At 67.2% G+C, this 16,961-nt stretch carries 18 protein-coding genes; 9 read left to right on the top strand and 9 right to left on the bottom strand.

Annotation, left to right across the window (positions count from 1 at the left end; translation table 11 throughout):
- Nucleotides 1-99: 99 nt before the first annotated feature.
- The 3 genes from DEF76_RS17615 to DEF76_RS17625 all read right to left on the bottom strand — a co-directional run bounded on the left by DEF76_RS17615 (nt 100) and on the right by DEF76_RS17625 (nt 4,219).
- A complete protein-coding gene (locus tag DEF76_RS17615) occupies nt 100-1,704 on the bottom strand; it encodes an L-lactate permease (RefSeq protein ID WP_114913406.1) in 1,605 nt (534 codons plus the stop codon).
- Nucleotides 1,705-1,841: 137 nt separating this feature from the next.
- Nucleotides 1,842-3,005 carry a fatty acid desaturase family protein gene (locus DEF76_RS17620; protein WP_114913407.1) on the bottom strand — a complete coding sequence of 388 codons (1,164 nt, stop codon included), beginning with the start codon at nt 3,003-3,005 and terminating at the stop codon, nt 1,842-1,844.
- Between the two features lie 50 nt (nt 3,006-3,055).
- Nucleotides 3,056-4,219: a fatty acid desaturase family protein gene (locus DEF76_RS17625; protein ID WP_162800737.1), complete on the bottom strand. Its 1,164-nt coding sequence runs from the start codon at nt 4,217-4,219 to the stop codon at nt 3,056-3,058.
- A gap of 242 nt (nt 4,220-4,461) precedes the next feature.
- Here DEF76_RS17625 and lipA point away from each other — a divergent pair, with 242 nt between their 5' ends.
- The 4 genes from lipA to DEF76_RS17645 all read left to right on the top strand — a co-directional run bounded on the left by lipA (nt 4,462) and on the right by DEF76_RS17645 (nt 7,309).
- The gene (lipA, locus tag DEF76_RS17630; protein WP_114913409.1) at nt 4,462-5,433 is read left to right on the top strand and encodes a lipoyl synthase; all 972 of its coding nucleotides are present in this window, start codon (nt 4,462-4,464) and stop codon (nt 5,431-5,433) included.
- A 2-nt stretch (nt 5,434-5,435) separates the two neighbouring features.
- Complete coding sequence (locus DEF76_RS17635; RefSeq protein WP_114913410.1) at nt 5,436-5,915, top strand: type II toxin-antitoxin system RatA family toxin; 480 nt, start codon at nt 5,436-5,438, stop codon at nt 5,913-5,915.
- On the top strand, nt 5,915-6,985 hold the full coding sequence (locus DEF76_RS17640; protein WP_114913411.1) for a threonine aldolase family protein: 1,071 nt from the start codon (nt 5,915-5,917) through the stop codon (nt 6,983-6,985). Before DEF76_RS17635 ends, DEF76_RS17640 begins: the two co-directional genes overlap by 1 nt.
- A gap of 99 nt (nt 6,986-7,084) precedes the next feature.
- The gene (locus DEF76_RS17645) at nt 7,085-7,309 is read left to right on the top strand and encodes a hypothetical protein (protein WP_114913412.1); all 225 of its coding nucleotides are present in this window, start codon (nt 7,085-7,087) and stop codon (nt 7,307-7,309) included.
- 116 nt (nt 7,310-7,425) lie between these two features.
- Here DEF76_RS17645 and DEF76_RS17650 read toward each other — a convergent pair whose 3' ends face one another.
- From DEF76_RS17650 to DEF76_RS17660, 3 genes are read right to left on the bottom strand one after another with little or no spacing between them, the layout of a single operon-like run.
- Nucleotides 7,426-7,914 (bottom strand): CinA family protein, encoded by a 489-nt coding sequence (locus DEF76_RS17650; RefSeq protein ID WP_114913413.1) that lies wholly within the window; start codon nt 7,912-7,914, stop codon nt 7,426-7,428.
- Complete coding sequence (locus DEF76_RS17655) at nt 7,914-8,366, bottom strand: phosphatidylglycerophosphatase A family protein (RefSeq protein WP_114913414.1); 453 nt, start codon at nt 8,364-8,366, stop codon at nt 7,914-7,916. Before DEF76_RS17655 ends, DEF76_RS17650 begins: the two co-directional genes overlap by 1 nt.
- On the bottom strand, nt 8,363-10,435 hold the full coding sequence (locus DEF76_RS17660; RefSeq protein WP_240319055.1) for a lytic transglycosylase domain-containing protein: 2,073 nt from the start codon (nt 10,433-10,435) through the stop codon (nt 8,363-8,365). Before DEF76_RS17660 ends, DEF76_RS17655 begins: the two co-directional genes overlap by 4 nt.
- A 13-nt stretch (nt 10,436-10,448) precedes the next feature.
- Here DEF76_RS17660 and dapA point away from each other — a divergent pair, with 13 nt between their 5' ends.
- The 4 genes from dapA to DEF76_RS17680 all read left to right on the top strand — a co-directional run bounded on the left by dapA (nt 10,449) and on the right by DEF76_RS17680 (nt 13,353).
- Nucleotides 10,449-11,327: a 4-hydroxy-tetrahydrodipicolinate synthase gene (gene dapA / locus DEF76_RS17665; RefSeq protein WP_114913415.1), complete on the top strand. Its 879-nt coding sequence runs from the start codon at nt 10,449-10,451 to the stop codon at nt 11,325-11,327.
- A 19-nt stretch (nt 11,328-11,346) separates the two neighbouring features.
- A complete protein-coding gene (smpB, locus tag DEF76_RS17670) occupies nt 11,347-11,835 on the top strand; it encodes an SsrA-binding protein SmpB (protein ID WP_114913416.1) in 489 nt (162 codons plus the stop codon).
- A 290-nt stretch (nt 11,836-12,125) separates the two neighbouring features.
- Nucleotides 12,126-12,428 (top strand): 50S ribosomal protein L28, encoded by a 303-nt coding sequence (gene rpmB, locus DEF76_RS17675; RefSeq protein WP_114913980.1) that lies wholly within the window; start codon nt 12,126-12,128, stop codon nt 12,426-12,428.
- A gap of 85 nt (nt 12,429-12,513) precedes the next feature.
- A complete protein-coding gene (locus DEF76_RS17680) occupies nt 12,514-13,353 on the top strand; it encodes a sensor histidine kinase (protein ID WP_114913417.1) in 840 nt (279 codons plus the stop codon).
- A gap of 13 nt (nt 13,354-13,366) precedes the next feature.
- On the opposite strand, the gene DEF76_RS17685 is transcribed toward DEF76_RS17680, so the two are convergent.
- Nucleotides 13,367-15,160 (bottom strand): pyrroloquinoline quinone-dependent dehydrogenase, encoded by a 1,794-nt coding sequence (locus tag DEF76_RS17685; protein WP_162800738.1) that lies wholly within the window; start codon nt 15,158-15,160, stop codon nt 13,367-13,369.
- Nucleotides 15,161-15,258: 98 nt separating this feature from the next.
- On the opposite strand from DEF76_RS17685, the gene DEF76_RS17690 reads away from it, so the two are divergent.
- Entirely contained in the window at nt 15,259-15,573 is a 315-nt protein-coding gene (locus DEF76_RS17690; protein ID WP_114913419.1) for a c-type cytochrome, read from the top strand.
- Nucleotides 15,574-15,586: 13 nt separating this feature from the next.
- On the opposite strand, the gene DEF76_RS17695 is transcribed toward DEF76_RS17690, so the two are convergent.
- Complete coding sequence (locus DEF76_RS17695; RefSeq protein ID WP_162800739.1) at nt 15,587-16,090, bottom strand: hypothetical protein; 504 nt, start codon at nt 16,088-16,090, stop codon at nt 15,587-15,589.
- 24 nt (nt 16,091-16,114) lie between these two features.
- Complete coding sequence (locus DEF76_RS17700; protein ID WP_114913421.1) at nt 16,115-16,819, bottom strand: glutathione S-transferase N-terminal domain-containing protein; 705 nt, start codon at nt 16,817-16,819, stop codon at nt 16,115-16,117.
- Nucleotides 16,820-16,961: the final 142 nt, after the last annotated feature.

Below are 16,961 nucleotides of genomic sequence, written 5' to 3' on the forward strand. Positions count from 1 at the left end.
CGTTGCGTGTCGTGATATCCGATCAGGCGGCGGCGCGGCCGCGAGGGCCACGGCCTCCGGGGGGCGCCGCTCGTCCCCCGGAGGCCAAGTCTGCGCGTCTCAAGGCGTCGGAATGATCCCGGGGATGATATATTGCTGCACCAGCACCAGCAGACCGAGCAAGATCGTCATGATGATGCTGTGGATGAAGGTGCGGGCGAAGACCACCCCCTCCTGGCCCTTGAGTTCGGTGGTCGAAACCCCGGTCGCGATGTTCTGCGGCGAGATCATCTTGCCCATGACGCCGCCGGAGGAATTGGTCGCGGCGATCAGCACCGGGTTGAGCTGAAGCTGGTTCGCCGCCACCACCTGGAGATTGCCGAACAGGGCGTTACCCGAGGTGTCGCTCCCTGAGAGAAACACCGCGACCCAGCCGAGAAACGGCGAGACCAGCGGGAACAGGATACCGAGCGAGGCAACCCCGAGGCCGAGCGTATAGGTCATGCCGGAATAATTCATCAAAAAGGCGAGACCGACGATGAGGGCGACGGTCAGGATGGCGATCCGGGTCTGACGCCAGGTATCGCCGATCGCCTTGAAGAAACCAGCCGGCCCGACCCCCATCAGCGCCGCCGCGATCACGGCGGCGAGCAGGATCGCGGTGCCGGTGCCGAGCGGCTGGAAATCCCAGATCGCGGCATAGGGCGTCTTATAGAGGGTGATGAACACCGCTTTGTGCAAACCCGGCCAGGCGATTTTCATATCGCCGATCAGGAAGATTTTCAGGATCGTCCAGACGATCACCACGACCGAGACCAGCACCCAAGGGAGCCAGGCCGACCACGGGCTCAGCGTCGCGTGGCGGGCGCCCTCGCGGATGCTGCTCGCAACGGCGTAAGCCGGATCATGCGCCGGGCGCCAGATTTTGAGGAAGCTGACGGTGACGATGAGCGAAACCAGCGAGGACAGCACGTCGGTCAGGGCATAATTGACGTAATTGGAGACGACGAACTGGGTGAGCGCGAAGCTCGCGCCGGCGATGAGCAGCATCGGCCAGACCGCGGCGAGCGAGCGCCGCCCGCCATAAAGCGCCATGACGTAGAAGGGCAGGATGAAGGCGAAGAACGGCAATTGCCGCCCGACCATCTGCCCGAGCGGCAATGCCGGCAGGTGCGTCACCGCGCCGAGCACGGTGATGGGAACGCCGAGCGCGCCGAAGGCAACCGGCGCGGTGTTGAAAATCAGCGTATAGGTGAGCGCCTCGAGCGGCCGGAAGCCGACCATGATCAGGAGGGAAGAGGTGATCGCGACCGGCGTTCCGAACCCGGCGATGCCTTCGAGGAGGGCGCCGAAACAGAACGCCACCACCACCAGGATGACCCGGCGGTCATTGGGGAGATGCTCTAAGACCCAGTCGCGGAACGCATCGAAGCGCCCGGCGGCCACCGCGATATTATAAAGCAGAAGGGCGGTGAAGACGATCCACATCACCGGCCAGACGGCAAAGACGATGCCGTTGGCGACCGAATCGAAGGCAAGTCCCGCCGGCATTTGCCAGACCCCGATCGCGATGACGAGGCCAACGATCAGCCCAGCGAGCGAGGATTGCCACGCCGGACGCTGCGCGACGCCGAGCAGCGCGAGTACGACGGCAATCGGCAAGGCCGCGATCACGAAGGAAAGCGGCAAACTTCCCGCCACCGGCGTCAATAGCTGGTTGAACATCGATACCTTCCCCCCAGAGATAGAATTCTTGCTATTCTCTAGAGGGTTGCTTTCGTTTTGTCACGCGGGCGGCGCAAATCCCGCTTTTTCGTCTTATGGTTGCGTCTTCGGGTAGGGTTTTCTCCGCGCCGGCAGCACTACGCCGCCGGCGCCGTGGCGCCATGCGGCGGAACATACATCGTGCCGCGACTGCGCGCCATCGCCGTCCGCAGCGCGTCAGTGACCGGAGAGGCGGCCGTCGGCCGGCCATCATAGTCGATCCAGCAATTGCGTTCGTAATCATAGAGCTTGCAGCGGCGCAGCATGTCGTTGAGCCAGGCGAAGGAAAAACGCTGATAGACGATCAGCTCGGACGACACCTCATTCAGCCGCCGCTGCGCCGCGTAAAGCTGATGATAGGGAATGCGCGGCATCACGTGATGCACCGGATGCTCGCAAATGAAATGGACCAGAAAGGAGAACCAATAGGGGAAGGCGAGATGAAGCGCGATCTGCTCCATCGGCACGGTGTCCTTGCGGTCGACGGCGCCGTCAAACCAAGGAATGTCGGGGTGGGTGTGGTGGACCAGGACCGAGAAGGCAAACAGCGTCTGCCAGACATAGAACGGCACCACGAAACCGAGGATGAGGGCGGTTGCGGTGCCGGTCGAGGAATAGAGCGGCGCGCAAGCGAGCAACGCCAGAAATCCGCTGAGATAGACCACGAGCAGCGCGAAATACCGCCAGGCCGAGGCCATAAGGCGCGCCGGCAGCAAGGACGCGCGCGGAAAGAACCGCACCACCCACCAGCGTTCGATGATGTAATAGGGCGCAAAGCCCAGCCCGAACGGCATGCGATAGAGATGCTCGCGCCAGCGGCGAAAACGCGGCAAGGCGTCGTATTCCGCTTTCGAGAGGGGAGTCCATGAATCCCGGTGGCGGCCATTGTTGAACGGGTGATGGACTTGATGATGATCATAAATCCAGAGCTGATAATTATAGAGGCCGGGGAGAAAACTCAGCACGCCGACCAGGCGGTTCTGCCAGCGGCGGCGGAAAAGATTGCCGTGCGCCGCGTCATGGCCGAGAGTGCCGAGATTGGCGATCTTGATGCCGGCGACGAGGCTGCAAAGAATTTTCGCGGCGAGCCAGGGCGCGAACAGCACGCCGGCGATGGCCGCGCCGTAACACGCATAATCGATCAGGAAATCGGCGAGCGCCCGCCCCGGGGCAAGGGCGAGATAGGGGGCGAGCGCGCGGCGGACATGTTCGCGCGGGACCGGGGCCGGCTCGGTTTCGGCGGTCGCGGATCGGCTCGTCATGCCATTACTCCTTCACCACGCGCTTTCATGCCTCACGGACATTGGCCTCTCTATTCGGCTGCCGCAACGAGGGTGCCTCGCGGGGCTTCCTTCATGCCGCGGCCGCGTGCCACCGCCGCCCGCCGCGCGGCGCTGAGCGGAGAGGCGGCCGTCGGCCGGCCCTCGAAATCGAGCCAGCAATTGCGCTCATAATCATAGAGCTTGCAGCGGCGCAGCATGTCGTTGAGCCAGGCGAAGGAAAAATCCTGACGCACGGAATCGTGCGGGGCGATCTCTTTTAAATGGTGCTGAGCGGCCCAGAGCCGATGATAGGGGATGCGCGGCATCACGTGATGCACGGGGTGCTCGTAAACGAAATGGACAAAAAGGGCGAACCAATAGGGAAAGGCGAGATGGAGCGAGATCTGCTCCATCGGCACGGTGCCCTTGCGGTCGATCGGGCGGTCGAACCAGGGAATGTCGGGGTGGGTGTGGTTGACTAGGGAGGAGAAGGAAAACAGCATCTGCCAAACATAGAACGGCAGCGCGAAGCCGAGGATGAGGGCGGTTGCGGTGCCGGTCGAGGAATAGAGCGGCGCGCAGGCGAGCAAAGCCAGAAAACCGCCGAGATAGACCGCGAGCAGCGCGAAATACCACCAGGCCGAGGCCATGAAGCGCGCCGGCAGAAAGGATGCGCGCGGGAAGAACCGCATGACCCACCAGCGTTCGATGATGTAATAGGGCGCAAAGCCCAGCCCGAACGGCATGCGATAGAGATGCTCGCGCCAGCGGCGAAAACGCGGCAGGGCGTCGTATTCCGCTTTCGAGAACGGCTTCCAGGCATCCCAATGCTCGCCGTTCGTTACGATGTGGTGGATGTTGTGATGGTCGTAAAGCCAGAGGCGGAAATTATAGAGGCCGGGGAGAAAGGCTAAAACGCCGACCAGGCGGTTCTGCCAGCGGCGGCGGAAAAGATTGCCGTGCGCCGCGTCATGGCCGAGAGTGCCGAGATTGGCGATCTTGATGCCGGCGACGAGGCTGCAAAGAATTTTCGCGGCGAGCCAGGGCGCGAACAGCACGCCGGCGATGGCCGCACCGTAAGACGCATAATCGATCAGAAAATCGGCGAGCGCCCGCCCCGGAGCCAGGGCGAGATAGGGGGCGAGCGCGCGGCGGACATGTTCGCGCGGAACCGGGGCCGGCTCGGTTTCGGCGGTCGCGGATCGGCTCGTCATGGCCGTTACTCCTTTACCACGCGCCTTTATGCCTCGCGGATGATTATTGCGACGAAAATCTCCCCACGCGATTTTACGCGACGGCCTCACGCTCCGCAAGCCGAGACGAGCCGCCGCGTTCCGGCCGCTTCCCACGCGCATGGCATGGGCACGCCACGCCGCGTTGCAGAGAGCGCCGCGAGCGATTACTTCTCGGGCAAAGCCGTCTGGTCCGCCGGGCGGAAACAGCGAGAGCGAGAGCCATGCGCGTTGTGATCGATCATCGGCTGGGCGGCGCGGTTGCGGCGCCGGGCCCGCGCCATCCCGAGAAAGCCCACCGGCCGGATAACCCGATCGCGCGCAAACCCGCCTGGATCCGGGTCAAGGCGCCGACCCATCCGGTCTATCACGAAACCCGTGCGCTGCTCGCCGAAAACCGCCTGCATACGGTCTGCGAGGAGGCGGCCTGCCCGAATATCGGCGAATGCTGGTCGGTCCGCCATGCGACCATGATGATCATGGGCGATACCTGCACCCGCGCCTGTGGTTTTTGCAATGTCCGCACCGGCCAGCCGGCGCCGCTCGATGGCGATGAGCCGGCGCGGGTTGCGGACGCGATCGCGCGGCTCGGTCTGCGTCATGTCGTCATCACCTCGGTCGATCGTGACGATCTCGCCGATGGCGGTGCCGCGCATTTCGCCGCCGTCATCGAGGCCGTTCGCGCCCGCGCCGCCGGCACCACGATCGAGGTGCTGACCCCCGATTTCCTGCGCAAGGGCGAGGCCTGGCGGCAGGTGGCACAAGCGCGCCCCGACGTCTTCAACCATAATCTCGAAACTGTGCCGCGGCTCTACCCCGCGATCCGCCCCGGGGCGCGCTATTACCAGTCGCTCCGCCTGCTCGACCAGGTGAAGGCGCATGATCCGGCGATATTCACCAAATCCGGCCTGATGCTGGGCTTGGGCGAAAGCCGCGCCGAGGTGATGCAGGTGATGGATGATCTGCGCATCGCCGGGGTCGATTTCCTCACTCTCGGCCAATATCTGCAGCCGACGGTCAAGCATGCCGCCGTCGATCGTTTCGTGCCGCCTGAGGAATTCGCCGAATACGCGGCGCTCGCCCGCGCCCGCGGTTTCGCCATGGTCGCCGCCTCGCCGCTGACACGGAGTTCCTATCACGCCGACGCCGATTTCGCCGCCCTCCGCGCCGCGCGCAGCGCAGGCTGCGCGGCCTAGCGATGCCGACCCATGCCGAGCGCCGGGTGGTCGGCTATCGGCCGGAGCAGCTTTTCGATCTCGTCGCCGATATCGGCAAATATCCCGAATTTCTGCCCTGGTGCATCGGTGCCCGGGTGCGGGCCCAGAGTGACGCCGAGGTGGTCGCCGATCTCACCATCGGCTTCGGCCCGTTTCGCGAAAGTTTTACCAGCCGCGTCGCGCTCGAGCGGCCTGCGCTCATTCGCGTGCGTTATGAAAACGGCCCCTTCCGCTATCTCAACAATCAGTGGCGCTTCGCGCCCGACCCGAGGGGAACACATGTCGATTTCTTCGTCGATTTCGAATTCCGTTCGCGGATTCTGCAGGCCGCCATCGGCGTCGTGTTCAATGAGGCGGTGCGGCGCATGGTGAACGCGTTTTTGAAGCGCGCCGGCGAGGTCTATGGCCCGCCGGCGCGGCAAAACCCGGCCTCGCCGCTCGTCACCGCGGCGAAACCCTGATGGCGCTCGCCCCATCTTTGCCCGATCCGGCTTTGCCGCCGGTCAGGGTGAACCTGTTTTCCGACACCCAATCGCGCCCGAGCCCGGCGATGCGGGCGGCGATGGCGGCGGCCGAGGTTGGCGATGAGCAGCGCGGCGAGGATCCGACGATCAACGCCCTTTGCGCCCGCATGGCGACGCTTCTGGGCAAGGAAGCGGCGATGTTCCTGCCCTCGGGCACGATGTGCAACGAGATCGCCATTCTCACCCATTGCCGTCCCGGTGACGAAATTCTCGCCCACGAAATGTCCCATATCGCGACCAGCGAGGGCGGCGCGCCCTGGGCGCTCGCCGGGGCGCGGGTTGTCGGCCTTCCCGGCGCGCGCGGGATGTTCGAGGCCGCCACCTTGGACGCGGCGCTGACGCCACGCGGCTATCGCTATGCCGCGCCGCAGACCTTGCTCGCCGTCGAGCAGACCGCGAATTTCGGCGGCGGCAGTGTCTGGCCGCAAGCCGCGCTGGCGGCGGTCGCCGACCTCGCCCATCGCCACGGCTTGAAAACCCACATGGACGGGGCGCGGCTTCTGAACGCGGTGGTGGCGAGCGGCATTGCGGCCGCCGACATGGCGGCGCCGTTCGACAGCGTCTGGCTCGATTTCACCAAGGGGTTGGGCGCGCCGATCGGTGCCGTTCTCGCGGGCGATGCGGCGTTCATCGACGCTGCCTGGCGTTGGAAGCAGCGACTCGGCGGCGCCTTCCGCCAGGGCGGCATCGCTGCCGCCGGCTGCCTTTACGCGCTCGATCACCATGTCGCGCGGCTTGCCGAGGACCATGCCAATGCCGCCCGCCTCGCCGAGGGGCTAGCGGCGATTCCGGGTCTCGCGGTCGAGACGCCGGAGACCAATCTGGTGTTTTTCGAACTCACCAACGGTCTTCCGATCGAGACGCTCGCGGCACGACTGCGCGCCCGCGGCGTCCTCATCAGCGTCTTCGGGCGCGGTCGTGGGCGGGCCGGGTTGCATCTCGACATCACACGCGCGGACGTCGAGTTCGCGATCGAATCATTTCGCATAGCAGTTGAGGACGACTAAGGGCTTGACCGCGGGCGGGCGGAATGATTAGCGGTTACGGGCCGGCGCATCGAGCCGGGCAACTTAGATTCGTCGCGAGCGACACCAAGGAGAATAAGTATGAAGCGTTTCGTGGTTGCGTTGGCCGCCGTCCTGCTCCTCGCCGGACCGGCCTTCGCGCAGAGTGACCAGAAGGCCCAGGGCACCGAGGCTCAGACCGACCAGAAGGCTCCGAATGAGCATCACAAGATGAAGAAATCCGCGCACAAGAAGTCGACCAAGAAGGCCGCACCGGCGGCGAACGCCGCGCCAGCACCGGCGGCGGGTGGCGCGACGCAGAACTGATCACGCCGCAAGGCCATCGGCGCAACGCCACAGCGAAAGACCGGGGGGAGGCATTCCCCCCGGTTCTCGTCGCCATTTCGCGGCTCGACCCGCCTGCCCACGCGTGACGCTCGCGTTCAGTTGAGAAAATCCTGAAGCTGATTAATCGCTTCCCTCGTCGCGGCCGCTCGGATCTCGTTGCGGCTGCCGAGGAATTTTCGTGACAGCGCCCGCACCTCGCCAGCGCGCGCAAGCCCGAACCAGACCAGCCCCACCGGTTTTTCCGCACTCCCACCGCCGGGCCCGGCGATGCCGGTAATGGCAAGCGCGACCCCGGCCGCGGCCCGCGCCAGCGCCCCCGCTGCCATCGCCCGCGCAACCGCCTCGCTCACCGCACCATGAGCCGCGAGCAACGCCGCCGGCACGCCCAGCAAGTCGATTTTCGCTTCATTCGCATAGGTCACGAAGCCATGGCCGAACACGTCGCTCGCCCCGGGAATTGCGGTGATCAGGGCGGCGACCAGCCCGCCGGTGCAGCTTTCCGCGGTCGCAAGCCTGAGCCCGCGCGCGCGAAGACGGCCGAGCAAAGCCTCCGCCGCACGATATTCGTCCTCCTCCGGAACCATCACCAGCCTCCCCCTCTCTGCACCAGCCACAAAATCGCCGCAGCGAAACCGCCGGCGACGAGATCATCGCCCATCACGCCGAGCGTGTCATGGCGGCGGTCGAGCCCGCCGATCGGCCCCGGTTTCCAAATATCGAACAGCCGAAAGAGCGCGAAGCCGAGCAGGATCGGCCAAAACCGCGGCGCGCCGAGCGGCAGCAAAGCGAGCCATTGCCCAGCGATCTCATCGATCACCACCCAGCCCGGATCATGGCCCCCGGCGCCGGCCTCAGCGATCGCCCAAAGACCGCCGATCGCCGCCAGCAGCACCGCTGCCAGCAGCGCATGGTGCCCCAGCGCCAGCAGCGCCGCCCCCACCACAGCCGCGAACAGGCTCGCCCACGTGCCCGGGGCGCGCGGCAGAAACCCGACACCGCCGCCGCTCGCAATGGCGCGCGCGAAGGCGGTTTTCATGGCGCGAGCGGATCCCTGAACGGCTCATGCCGCTTGGCCTGGTAGATGACGATATTCTCGGCGACCCGTTCGACGTAATTGCGCGTCTCACCGAAGGGGATGCGCTCGATCCAGTCGATCATCGCGGTCTCGGAGGGGTCTCCACGCGGATCGCCGTTGGCGGCAAGCCAGGCTGCAACGTTGCTCGGCCCGCCATTATAGGCGGCGAGCGCCAGCGGCAAGGCGCCGTCGAAGCGGCCCAACAGCGCGGCAAGGTAAGCAGAGCCGAGCCGGATATTGAGGCTGGCATCGCGGGTGAGATCGCCGCTCACCAGCGCAAGACCGAGCGTGTGGGCGACCTGCCGGGCGGTAGCGGGCAGAAGCTGCATCAGCCCGAGCGCGCCCGACGGGCTCACGGCGGCGATGTCGAAGCTGCTTTCCTGGCGGATCAGGCCGAGCACCGTCGCCGGCGGGAGCGGCCGCGGCGGCACATCGACCGCGAGCGGCCAGCCGGCTTCGGGCAACATCGCGCCATCGCGCCCGGCGCGCCGCGCGATCGCGACCGCGACATCGGGCAGGCCGAAGGAGAGACCGAGCCGCGCGGCGAGGGCGCGATAGCGCGGCTCGGGGGCGCGCGTTGCGAGATCGGTGAGAAACGGCCGCGCCCGGTTCGCCGCCCCCCATGCCACGAGGAGGTTGGCCGCGCGGGCGAGGTCGCGGCGCGCAAAATCCTGCGCCTCGAGGGGGCTTGAGGTCGGATCACGGAGCGCGCGAATGCGCCCAGCCAGCCGCGCCGGCGACCAGCCGAGCGCGAGGGCGGCACGCTGGCCGTAGAAAGTCACCGGCCAGTCCGCGGCACGCCGATATTCGGCCCGCGCGCCGGCGCGATCGCCCTCTGCGGTCGCCGTGCGGGCCAGCCAATAATGGGCGCGGGCTTGCGTGATGACCGCCGGCGATAGCGCGGCGAGCGCCTGGAAGTGCGGCGCCGCGCGGGCCGGATCGTGAAGGGCGGTCAGGGCGATGAACCCGGCGAGGAACGTGCCCTCGACGCGCGTGACCGGCGCTAGCTCGTCGGTGCCGGCCAACCCGCCCGCGATCACCGCATAGGCTTGGGCAGGATCACCGCCGGCGAGGATTTGCCGGGCGAGATTTTCGCGCTCGGCGAGGAAGAGGGCGGCACGCTCGCCGGCACCCTCGGTCGCGGCGACGCCGCTCGCGTGCCAGAGTGCGGCCGCGTCGGCGAGCCGCCCGGCGCGCCGCAACCAGCGCGCGGTCTCGAAAAAGACCAACGGCCAAGCCCGTGTCGCGGCCGGCAGGGCGGCGAGGAGATCGCCCGCCTCCGGCCGATCGGCGTGGAGCGCGAGCGCCGCCCGCGCCGCCGCCTGCTGCGCCGGCGTCATTTCCGGCAAAGCGCGCGCGGCAGCAGTGGCGTTGCGGGGCAAGAGGCGGGTGAAACGCGCCCAGGTGGCGGCGGGGGTGAGGGCTGCGGGCCAGCGCGCCACGAGAATGGCCTCGGCCGCCGGGTCGTCGATGCCGCCGCTCCAGGCAAGGCCCGCGGCCCGCGCCGCCGCCGCGGTATCGCCGATCGCCGCCGCGGCATTGGCGCAACGGAGCCAGGCTTCGGGCAACACCGGCGGGGCGCGGAGGCAAAACGCCGCCGCCGCGCGATCATCGGCGAGCGCGATCAAAGCCTCGTCCTGCCGGCGCGCCAGCAGATCCTGCTGCGGCCAATCCGGGTTCGCCGCGATGAAATCGGCGATGTCGCCGGCGCTCGCGGCGCCCGGGGCGAGCAGGCGATAATAGGTGACGAGCTTGGCGGCGATGGGATCGGCGATCGCCGCCGCGAGTGCCGCGGCGCGTGGCCAGTCATTGCCGCGGATCGCGGCGATGACGTCGTTGGCCGGGGTGTTCGCCGGGCTCTGCGCGCAAACCGGCGGGGCGAATACGAGCGGCAGGAGCAGCAGCAGCGGCAAAACGGTTCGGCGGTGCGACATTCCCCCCCTATAGCGCGGCGCGGCCTTGCGGCGTATCCCCCGCCGGTCGTAGATAATCGGGCGGGTTTCGCCGCCGGTCGGGTGGGAGGTCATCATGGTCAAGGGTTCGATGTTTCGCGGCTCGCTGGTCGCGCTGATCACCCCGATGCGCGCCGATGGTACGCTGGACGAGGCGGCGCTGGCGCGCTTCGTCGAATGGCAGATCGCCGAGGGGACGAATGGGCTGGTCCCGGTCGGCACCACCGGCGAATCTCCGACCCTGAGCCATGCCGAACACAAGCGGGTGGTCGAGATCGTGCTCGACGTCGCCAAGGGACGGGTGCCGGTGATCGCCGGCGCGGGCTCGAACAGCACCGCCGAAGCGATCGAACTCGCGCGCCACGCCCGATCCGTCGGCGCCGACGGCGCGCTGGTGGTCACGCCCTATTACAACAAACCGACCCAGGAAGGGCTTTTTCTTCATTTCACGGCGATCGCCGACGCCGTCGATCTGCCGATCATCATCTACAACATCCCGCCCCGCAGCGTCATCGACATGAGTGTCGAGACCATGGCGCGGCTGGCGAAACATCCGAATATCGTCGGCGTCAAGGACGCGACCGCCAATCTCGCCCGCCCGCTCCACACCCGCGCCGCCTGCGGCCCGGATTTCTGCCAGCTTTCCGGCGAGGACCATACAGCGCTCGCCTTCCTCGCGGCTGGCGGCCATGGCTGCATCAGCGTCACCGGCAATGTCGCGCCGAAACTCTGCGCGAGCATGCAGCGCGCCTGGGCGGAAGGGCGGATCGATGAGGCGATGGCGATCCAGGACCGGCTTTTGCCGCTGCATGACGCGCTCTTCGCCGAGACCAGCCCGGGGCCGGTGAAATTCGCCGCCTCCCTGCTCGGCTTTTCTGCGGCGCACTGCCGTCTGCCGCTGGCGCCGATCGCCGATGCGACCGCCGGACGGGTGCGCGCGGCGATGGCCGGGCTCGGCCTCATCGCCTGACCGGCGCGGGATCGCGGCGATGGCCGGCAAGGGCGAGAAGGGCCCACGCATGATCACCACCGGGGTTGCGGCGCAAAACCGCAAGGCGCGGTTCGATTACGCGATCGGCCGCACCGTCGAGGCCGGCCTCGTGCTCAAGGGGGCGGAGGTGAAATCGCTCCGTCTCGGCCGCGCCACCTTGAGCGAGGCCTGGGCCGGCGAGCGCGAGGGTGAAATCTACCTCTTCAACGCCTATATCCCGGAATACCAGGGTGGCGTGCTGTCGCGCTTTGAGCCGCGCGCGCCACGCAAGCTTTTGCTCAAGCGCAAGGAAATCCGCGAACTCGCCGGCGCGGTCTCGCGCGAAGGCGTGACCCTGGTGCCGCTTCAGATCCATTTCAACGATCGTGGCCGCGCCAAATTGCTGCTCGGCCTCGGCGAGGGGCGCAAAAAAGCCGACAAACGCGCCGCCATCGCCGCCCGCGACTGGCAGCGCGACAAAGCACGGATCATGCGCGCGCGCGGTTAGCGGGCGTATAAAAGTAAGTCCTTCTTTTTCTGAAGAAAAAGAAGCAAAAAGACCTTTTCCCCGTTCCCTTGGAGCGGCGAGCATCTTCGGAGCGGGCAGTGCCTGCGGCACTGCCCAACGGACAAAAGTTTTTTGGTTCTTTTTTTCAAAAAAGAACGATCTTGCCCTTCTCTTCCCCTGGCGCTTGACGGCGGCGGCGGGTTTGGGGATAAGCCTGTCGCCCGGGCGTGGCGAACGCCGTGCCGGGTTTTCGTTTTTGCGTCCATCGGCTTCAGGAAATGGATTTCGCGATGTCCCGCCGCTGCCAGATCACCGGGAAAAGCGTGCTGACCGGCAATAACGTCAGCCACGCCAACAACAAGACCCGCCGCCGGTTCCTGCCCAATCTTCAGGAAACTTCCCTGCTCTCGGATGTGCTTGGCGTCGAGGTGACGCTCCGCGTGACGACGCGCGCACTTCGCACCATCGAGCATAATGGCGGCATCGATGCCTTCCTGATCGCAACGCCGGCGCGCAAACTGCCGGCGGAAGCGCAGGTTTTGAAACGCCGCCTGCTTCGCGCCCAGGCCCGCCGCGCGCAAGCCGCCGCCTGAGAGATTTGCTTCGCGAAAAATCGGTTCGCGAGGCCGCTGAACGACGTTAACCAGGCTTTTGCTTTTGCGGAGTTAGTCTCGTGTCATGAGCGAGACTATTCTGGTTTTTTCATTGGCCTCTTTCCTGCTCGGCGGTGTGGCGGCTGGGGTTGCCCTCCTGCGCCCGCTGCAGCGTGCGCGCCAGGCGCGTTGGCTGGCACGGCAAGCGGCCGATCAGGCCGAAGCACGGTGCGCGGCGCTGACCCGGCTGGTTGCCCTTTCCGTGCATGAGCTGCGCCAGACCACGCTGCGCCTTCATGGCCAGGCGCAGGTGCTGGCGGCGGAAGGGTCCGACCCGGCGGCGCGGCATGCGGCCCCGGCGGCGATCGAGACGCTGAGCCGAACGCTGCTCAGCCTCGCCGACGATCTCGACGAGCATCTCCACCCGGCGCGCCAGCAACCCGTTCTTCATGACGAGGCGCTGGCGCTCGGCCCGCTGATCGAGGAAACGGTGGCGACCGTGGTTGCGACCCTCGGGCCGAGCCGGCGGAAATGGCGAATTGCGCCGGAATTGGCGGAGATCACCCTGCGCGCCGACCGGCGGGCTTTTCGTCAGGTGCTGCTCCGCACCCTGAGCCACGCCGCGCGCAGCTCTGGCCATGGCGACTGGATCGAAATCAGCGCCGAGACGCACCCTGGCGGGCTCGCGCTGATCATCACCGACGAAGGGGCGGGGTTGGTGCATGCCGAACCGGCGGGGCTCGCCGAGCCGCCACGCCGCATCGCCGACAGCCGCGGCCTCGGTCTCGGTCTGACCCTGGCGCGCAGCCTGATCGAGGCCCATGGCGGCCGCCTCGCCATCGAATCGAAGCCCGAGATCGGCACCCGCGTGACGCTGGATCTGCCGCGCGCCCGCACCCTCGCCCCGCAAGCCGCCGAGCCCTGACCGCCCGACCCGGTCAGTGCGTCTCCGGCAAGGCGAAAACCCAGAGCACCGCGCCTTCGTCTGGAAGCGCGATGTTCGGCACCAGCGTCGATAGCTCTTGCCCCTGGCCGGAGCCGTTGCCGACCGCGATCGCGACATATTGCCGGCCATTGACGGCATAGCTGATCGGGAAGCTGTTGACGGCGTTATTGGTGCGGATCTGCCACAACACCTTGCCGGTGGCGCTGTCGAGGGCGCGGAAGACGCGATCCCAGGCGCCGGCGAAGACGACGCCGCCCGCCGTCGGCAAAACCGCGCTGGTCGCCGGGGCGGGGAAGCGGAATGACCAGCTCGTCGCCCGGTCGGTGAGCTTCACCGCATCGATCCGGCCGATATTGCCGTCGCTCCCGGGGACCAGGTTGCGCGCGAACGTCGCCCGCCCGCCGCCGCCCTGATAGGTCTCGCCGGGCTTGAGCGGCAGCGGCGTGGTATAGGCGCAGAATTCATTGAGCGGCAGAAAGAGCGTCTTGCGCTCGGGGTCGTAGGCCGTCGCCGGCCAGCCGCGGGCGCCGGGATCGGAGGGGCAATTCATCGTCGTCTGACCGATATGCGGGATCGAGGCGGCGTTGATGGTTTTGGCGCCGGTCTTGGGGTCGATCGCGTCGACGATGTTTTGCGGCACCGTCTCCTTGGCCCAGAGCCAGCTCCCCGAGCCGCGATCGACCGCCTCGATCATGCCGAGCTTGCCGGTGGTGACGACCATGTTGCGCATCACGCCATCGATCGGGAGATCGACGAGGATCTGCTCGAAGGCGTCGTCCATGTCCCAGGTGTCGTTGGGGAGATGCTGATAATACCATTTGATCTTGCCGGTGGCGACGTCGATCGCGAGCGTCGAATCAGAATAGAGCGCGGTGTTGGTGACGCCGGGCGCGGATTTCGCGGGCAGCGTTCCGCGCATCTCGGCAATCCAAGGGTAGGGTTCGGCGATGCCGAAATAAGCGAGGCCGCGATCCGGATCGAAGGAGGCGGCGGCCCAGACCGAGAGGCCATAGCGGCGTTCGAGCGGCACCCCGTTCCAGCTCTCACTGTTCGGATCGCCGGGATGAGCGACCGACCAGACCCGCCATTTTTCGGCGCCGGTCTTCGCGTCGTGCCCGGTGATGAAGCAGCCGCCGGGCTCGCCGTTGCCGCAGCCGGTCATGCCCTGCAGCACGACGCCGTTCGCAACCATCGGGCCGCTGGTATAGCGCCAGCCCTGCCGCCAATCGGCGACCGCGTGATCCCAGATCACCTTGCCGGTGCGGGCATCGAGAGCGACGAGATGGACATCCGAGGTCGCGATGATGATCTCGCCCTCATAGAGCGCCATGTTGCGCTTGGTGAGATCGTTGCCGCGGGCCTCGACGAGCGTATCGGGAAGATCGCGGCGATATTCCCAGAGCAGATCGCCGGTCGCGGCATTGAGCGCCTGCACCTTGTCGCCGTAGTTCCAGACATAGAGGACGCCATCATGGACGAGCGGCGTGGTCTCGGTCGGCCCGCTGGTGAGCGACCAGGTCCAGGCGACCCCCAGGGTCTTGACGTTCTCCGGGGTGATCTCCTTGAGTGGGCTGAAGCCGGCGCCGTCATAGGTGCGGCGCCACATCAGCCAATCGGCGGGATCGGGGTGGCGCAGCAGGTCGGCGCTCACCGGGCGCGGCGGCGGGGTCGTCGGCGACTGGGCGGCAGCGGCGCCAGATATCAGCGCGAGCGCCAGCGCCAAGGTGCGCCCCAAAGCGCGCCAGGCGATCGCGGAGGGGGCTTTGGGGAGCGGTGCGGTGCGCATGGCGTCTCTCTCGTGGCCGGGCGTGGGATATTGAGAGATTTCTTGACACAGCGCGAGCCCGCGGACTAGTGGCGCGATCGCCGCCATGCGAGGAACGGATGCGACGATTGGCGACCCCGCTTTTGGTGCTTTGCTGTTTCGGGCTCGCCGCCGCCGGGGCGCTCGCGGATGCGCCGCCGCCGATCGACGCGAAAAAACTCTTTGCCCGCCATTGCGGCTGGTGCCACGGCGCTTACGGGCTTGCCGCCGACAAGGCGCCGCGGCTCGCCGGCACGGCGATGAGCGAGGACGAGATCCGGGCGCGGATCGAAAACGGCGCGCCAGGCGAAATGCCGGGTTTCGCGAACACGCTTTCGGCCGAGCAGGTGGACGCTTTGGCGCGCTACATCAAATCCCTGCCAGCGCCGCCCTGACGCCTCTTCGCCCTCACCGCCGCGCGCGCCGCACCCCGAGCCAGGACAGAATGAGGCCAAAGCCCAGGCCCCACGCGCCATCGACCAGCAGCGAACGAAGCCAGGTCTGCGGCGAAGCGAGGGCGCCGCTCATCGGCAGGCCATAGGTGAGCACGATGGTCATGATCTCGGTGTAATATTTGAGCGGGATCCAGCGCGCGCCGGGCAGGAAATGCCTGACCCCGGAGACCAAAATCAGCCCGGCGGCGGCGACGATGACCCCGAGCACGAGACCCCAGAGCCAAAGCGGCCCGCGCAGCCAGGGGGAAGCGAGGCCGAACACGGCGCCGCCGATCCCGCAGAGCAGGCAGTAATTCGCAACCCGCGGCAGGCCGAACGGGATCACCGGGTCCATCGGATAGGGCGCCGGCAGCGCCATCGCGGGGCTAGCGAGGAGGTGCAGTGCCTCCCACATCGCTTGCTCGAACGTCAGCACCGCGATGGCGGCCGCAACGAAGCCCAAAACAGCCCGTGTCATCGCGGCGACCATCCCGCCCCTCCCTCAGGCGCCGCCAGCGCCGACGCGCGCCGCCCGGGCGCCGAGCCCGTCAAACAGCGCCAGCACCCGATCGAACCAGGGGCGCAGCGTGTCATCGTCGGCGAGCAGCGGAAATTGGCTGATCACGCGCGGCCATTGCAGGCTGCCGGCGACGATGTAATCGGCATAGCTCGGCGCCGCCCCGCCGAGCCAGGGTTGGGCGCGGAGCACCAGACGAAGCGGGGTCAGGCTGTGGCGCCATCCCGCGAGCCGCGCCTCGCGCCCGGCGGCGAGGTCTTCCAGCGTGCCGCCGAGGCGCGCTTCGCGGCTCTGGCGGAAATAGGGCTGATCGCGCGGATCGAGCGCCGCCCAGATATCGGCGGCAACCATTGAGACGGCCCCGGCATTGAGGATGGCGTCGGCCCAGGCGTTCAAGAAGCGCGCATGGGCGAGCCCACCCGGGCCGCCGAACAGGCTCGGCCGGTCGGGGTAGGTGTCTTCGAGATAAGCGGCGATCGCCCAGGAATCGGTGACCACGCGGCCATGATCCTCGATCACCGGCACTTTTTCCGCGCCCAAGGCGGCAAGGCGCGCGGTCTCGTGGAAGCGCCATGGCACGGTCTCGACCGCGAGCCCCTTATGGGCCAGGGCGAAACGGGTGCGCCAGCAATAAGGGCTGAAGCGAAGCGCGGGGTCAGCGCCGGCGAGGTCATGGAGGATGATGCTCATGGCGCAAGCCTGCCGCATCGCCCCGAAGAGGTAAAGCCTCGATCTCACGGGGCGCGGGGCATCACTGCTGCCAACGCCGGGCAAGCGGCGGGGCGGTCGAAACCTTTCCTTAAGCGAAAGCGGGGACAGTGGTGGGCGAGAT

Source organism: Acidibrevibacterium fodinaquatile (assembly GCF_003352165.1).
GTDB lineage: Bacteria > Pseudomonadota > Alphaproteobacteria > Acetobacterales > Acetobacteraceae > Acidibrevibacterium > Acidibrevibacterium fodinaquatile.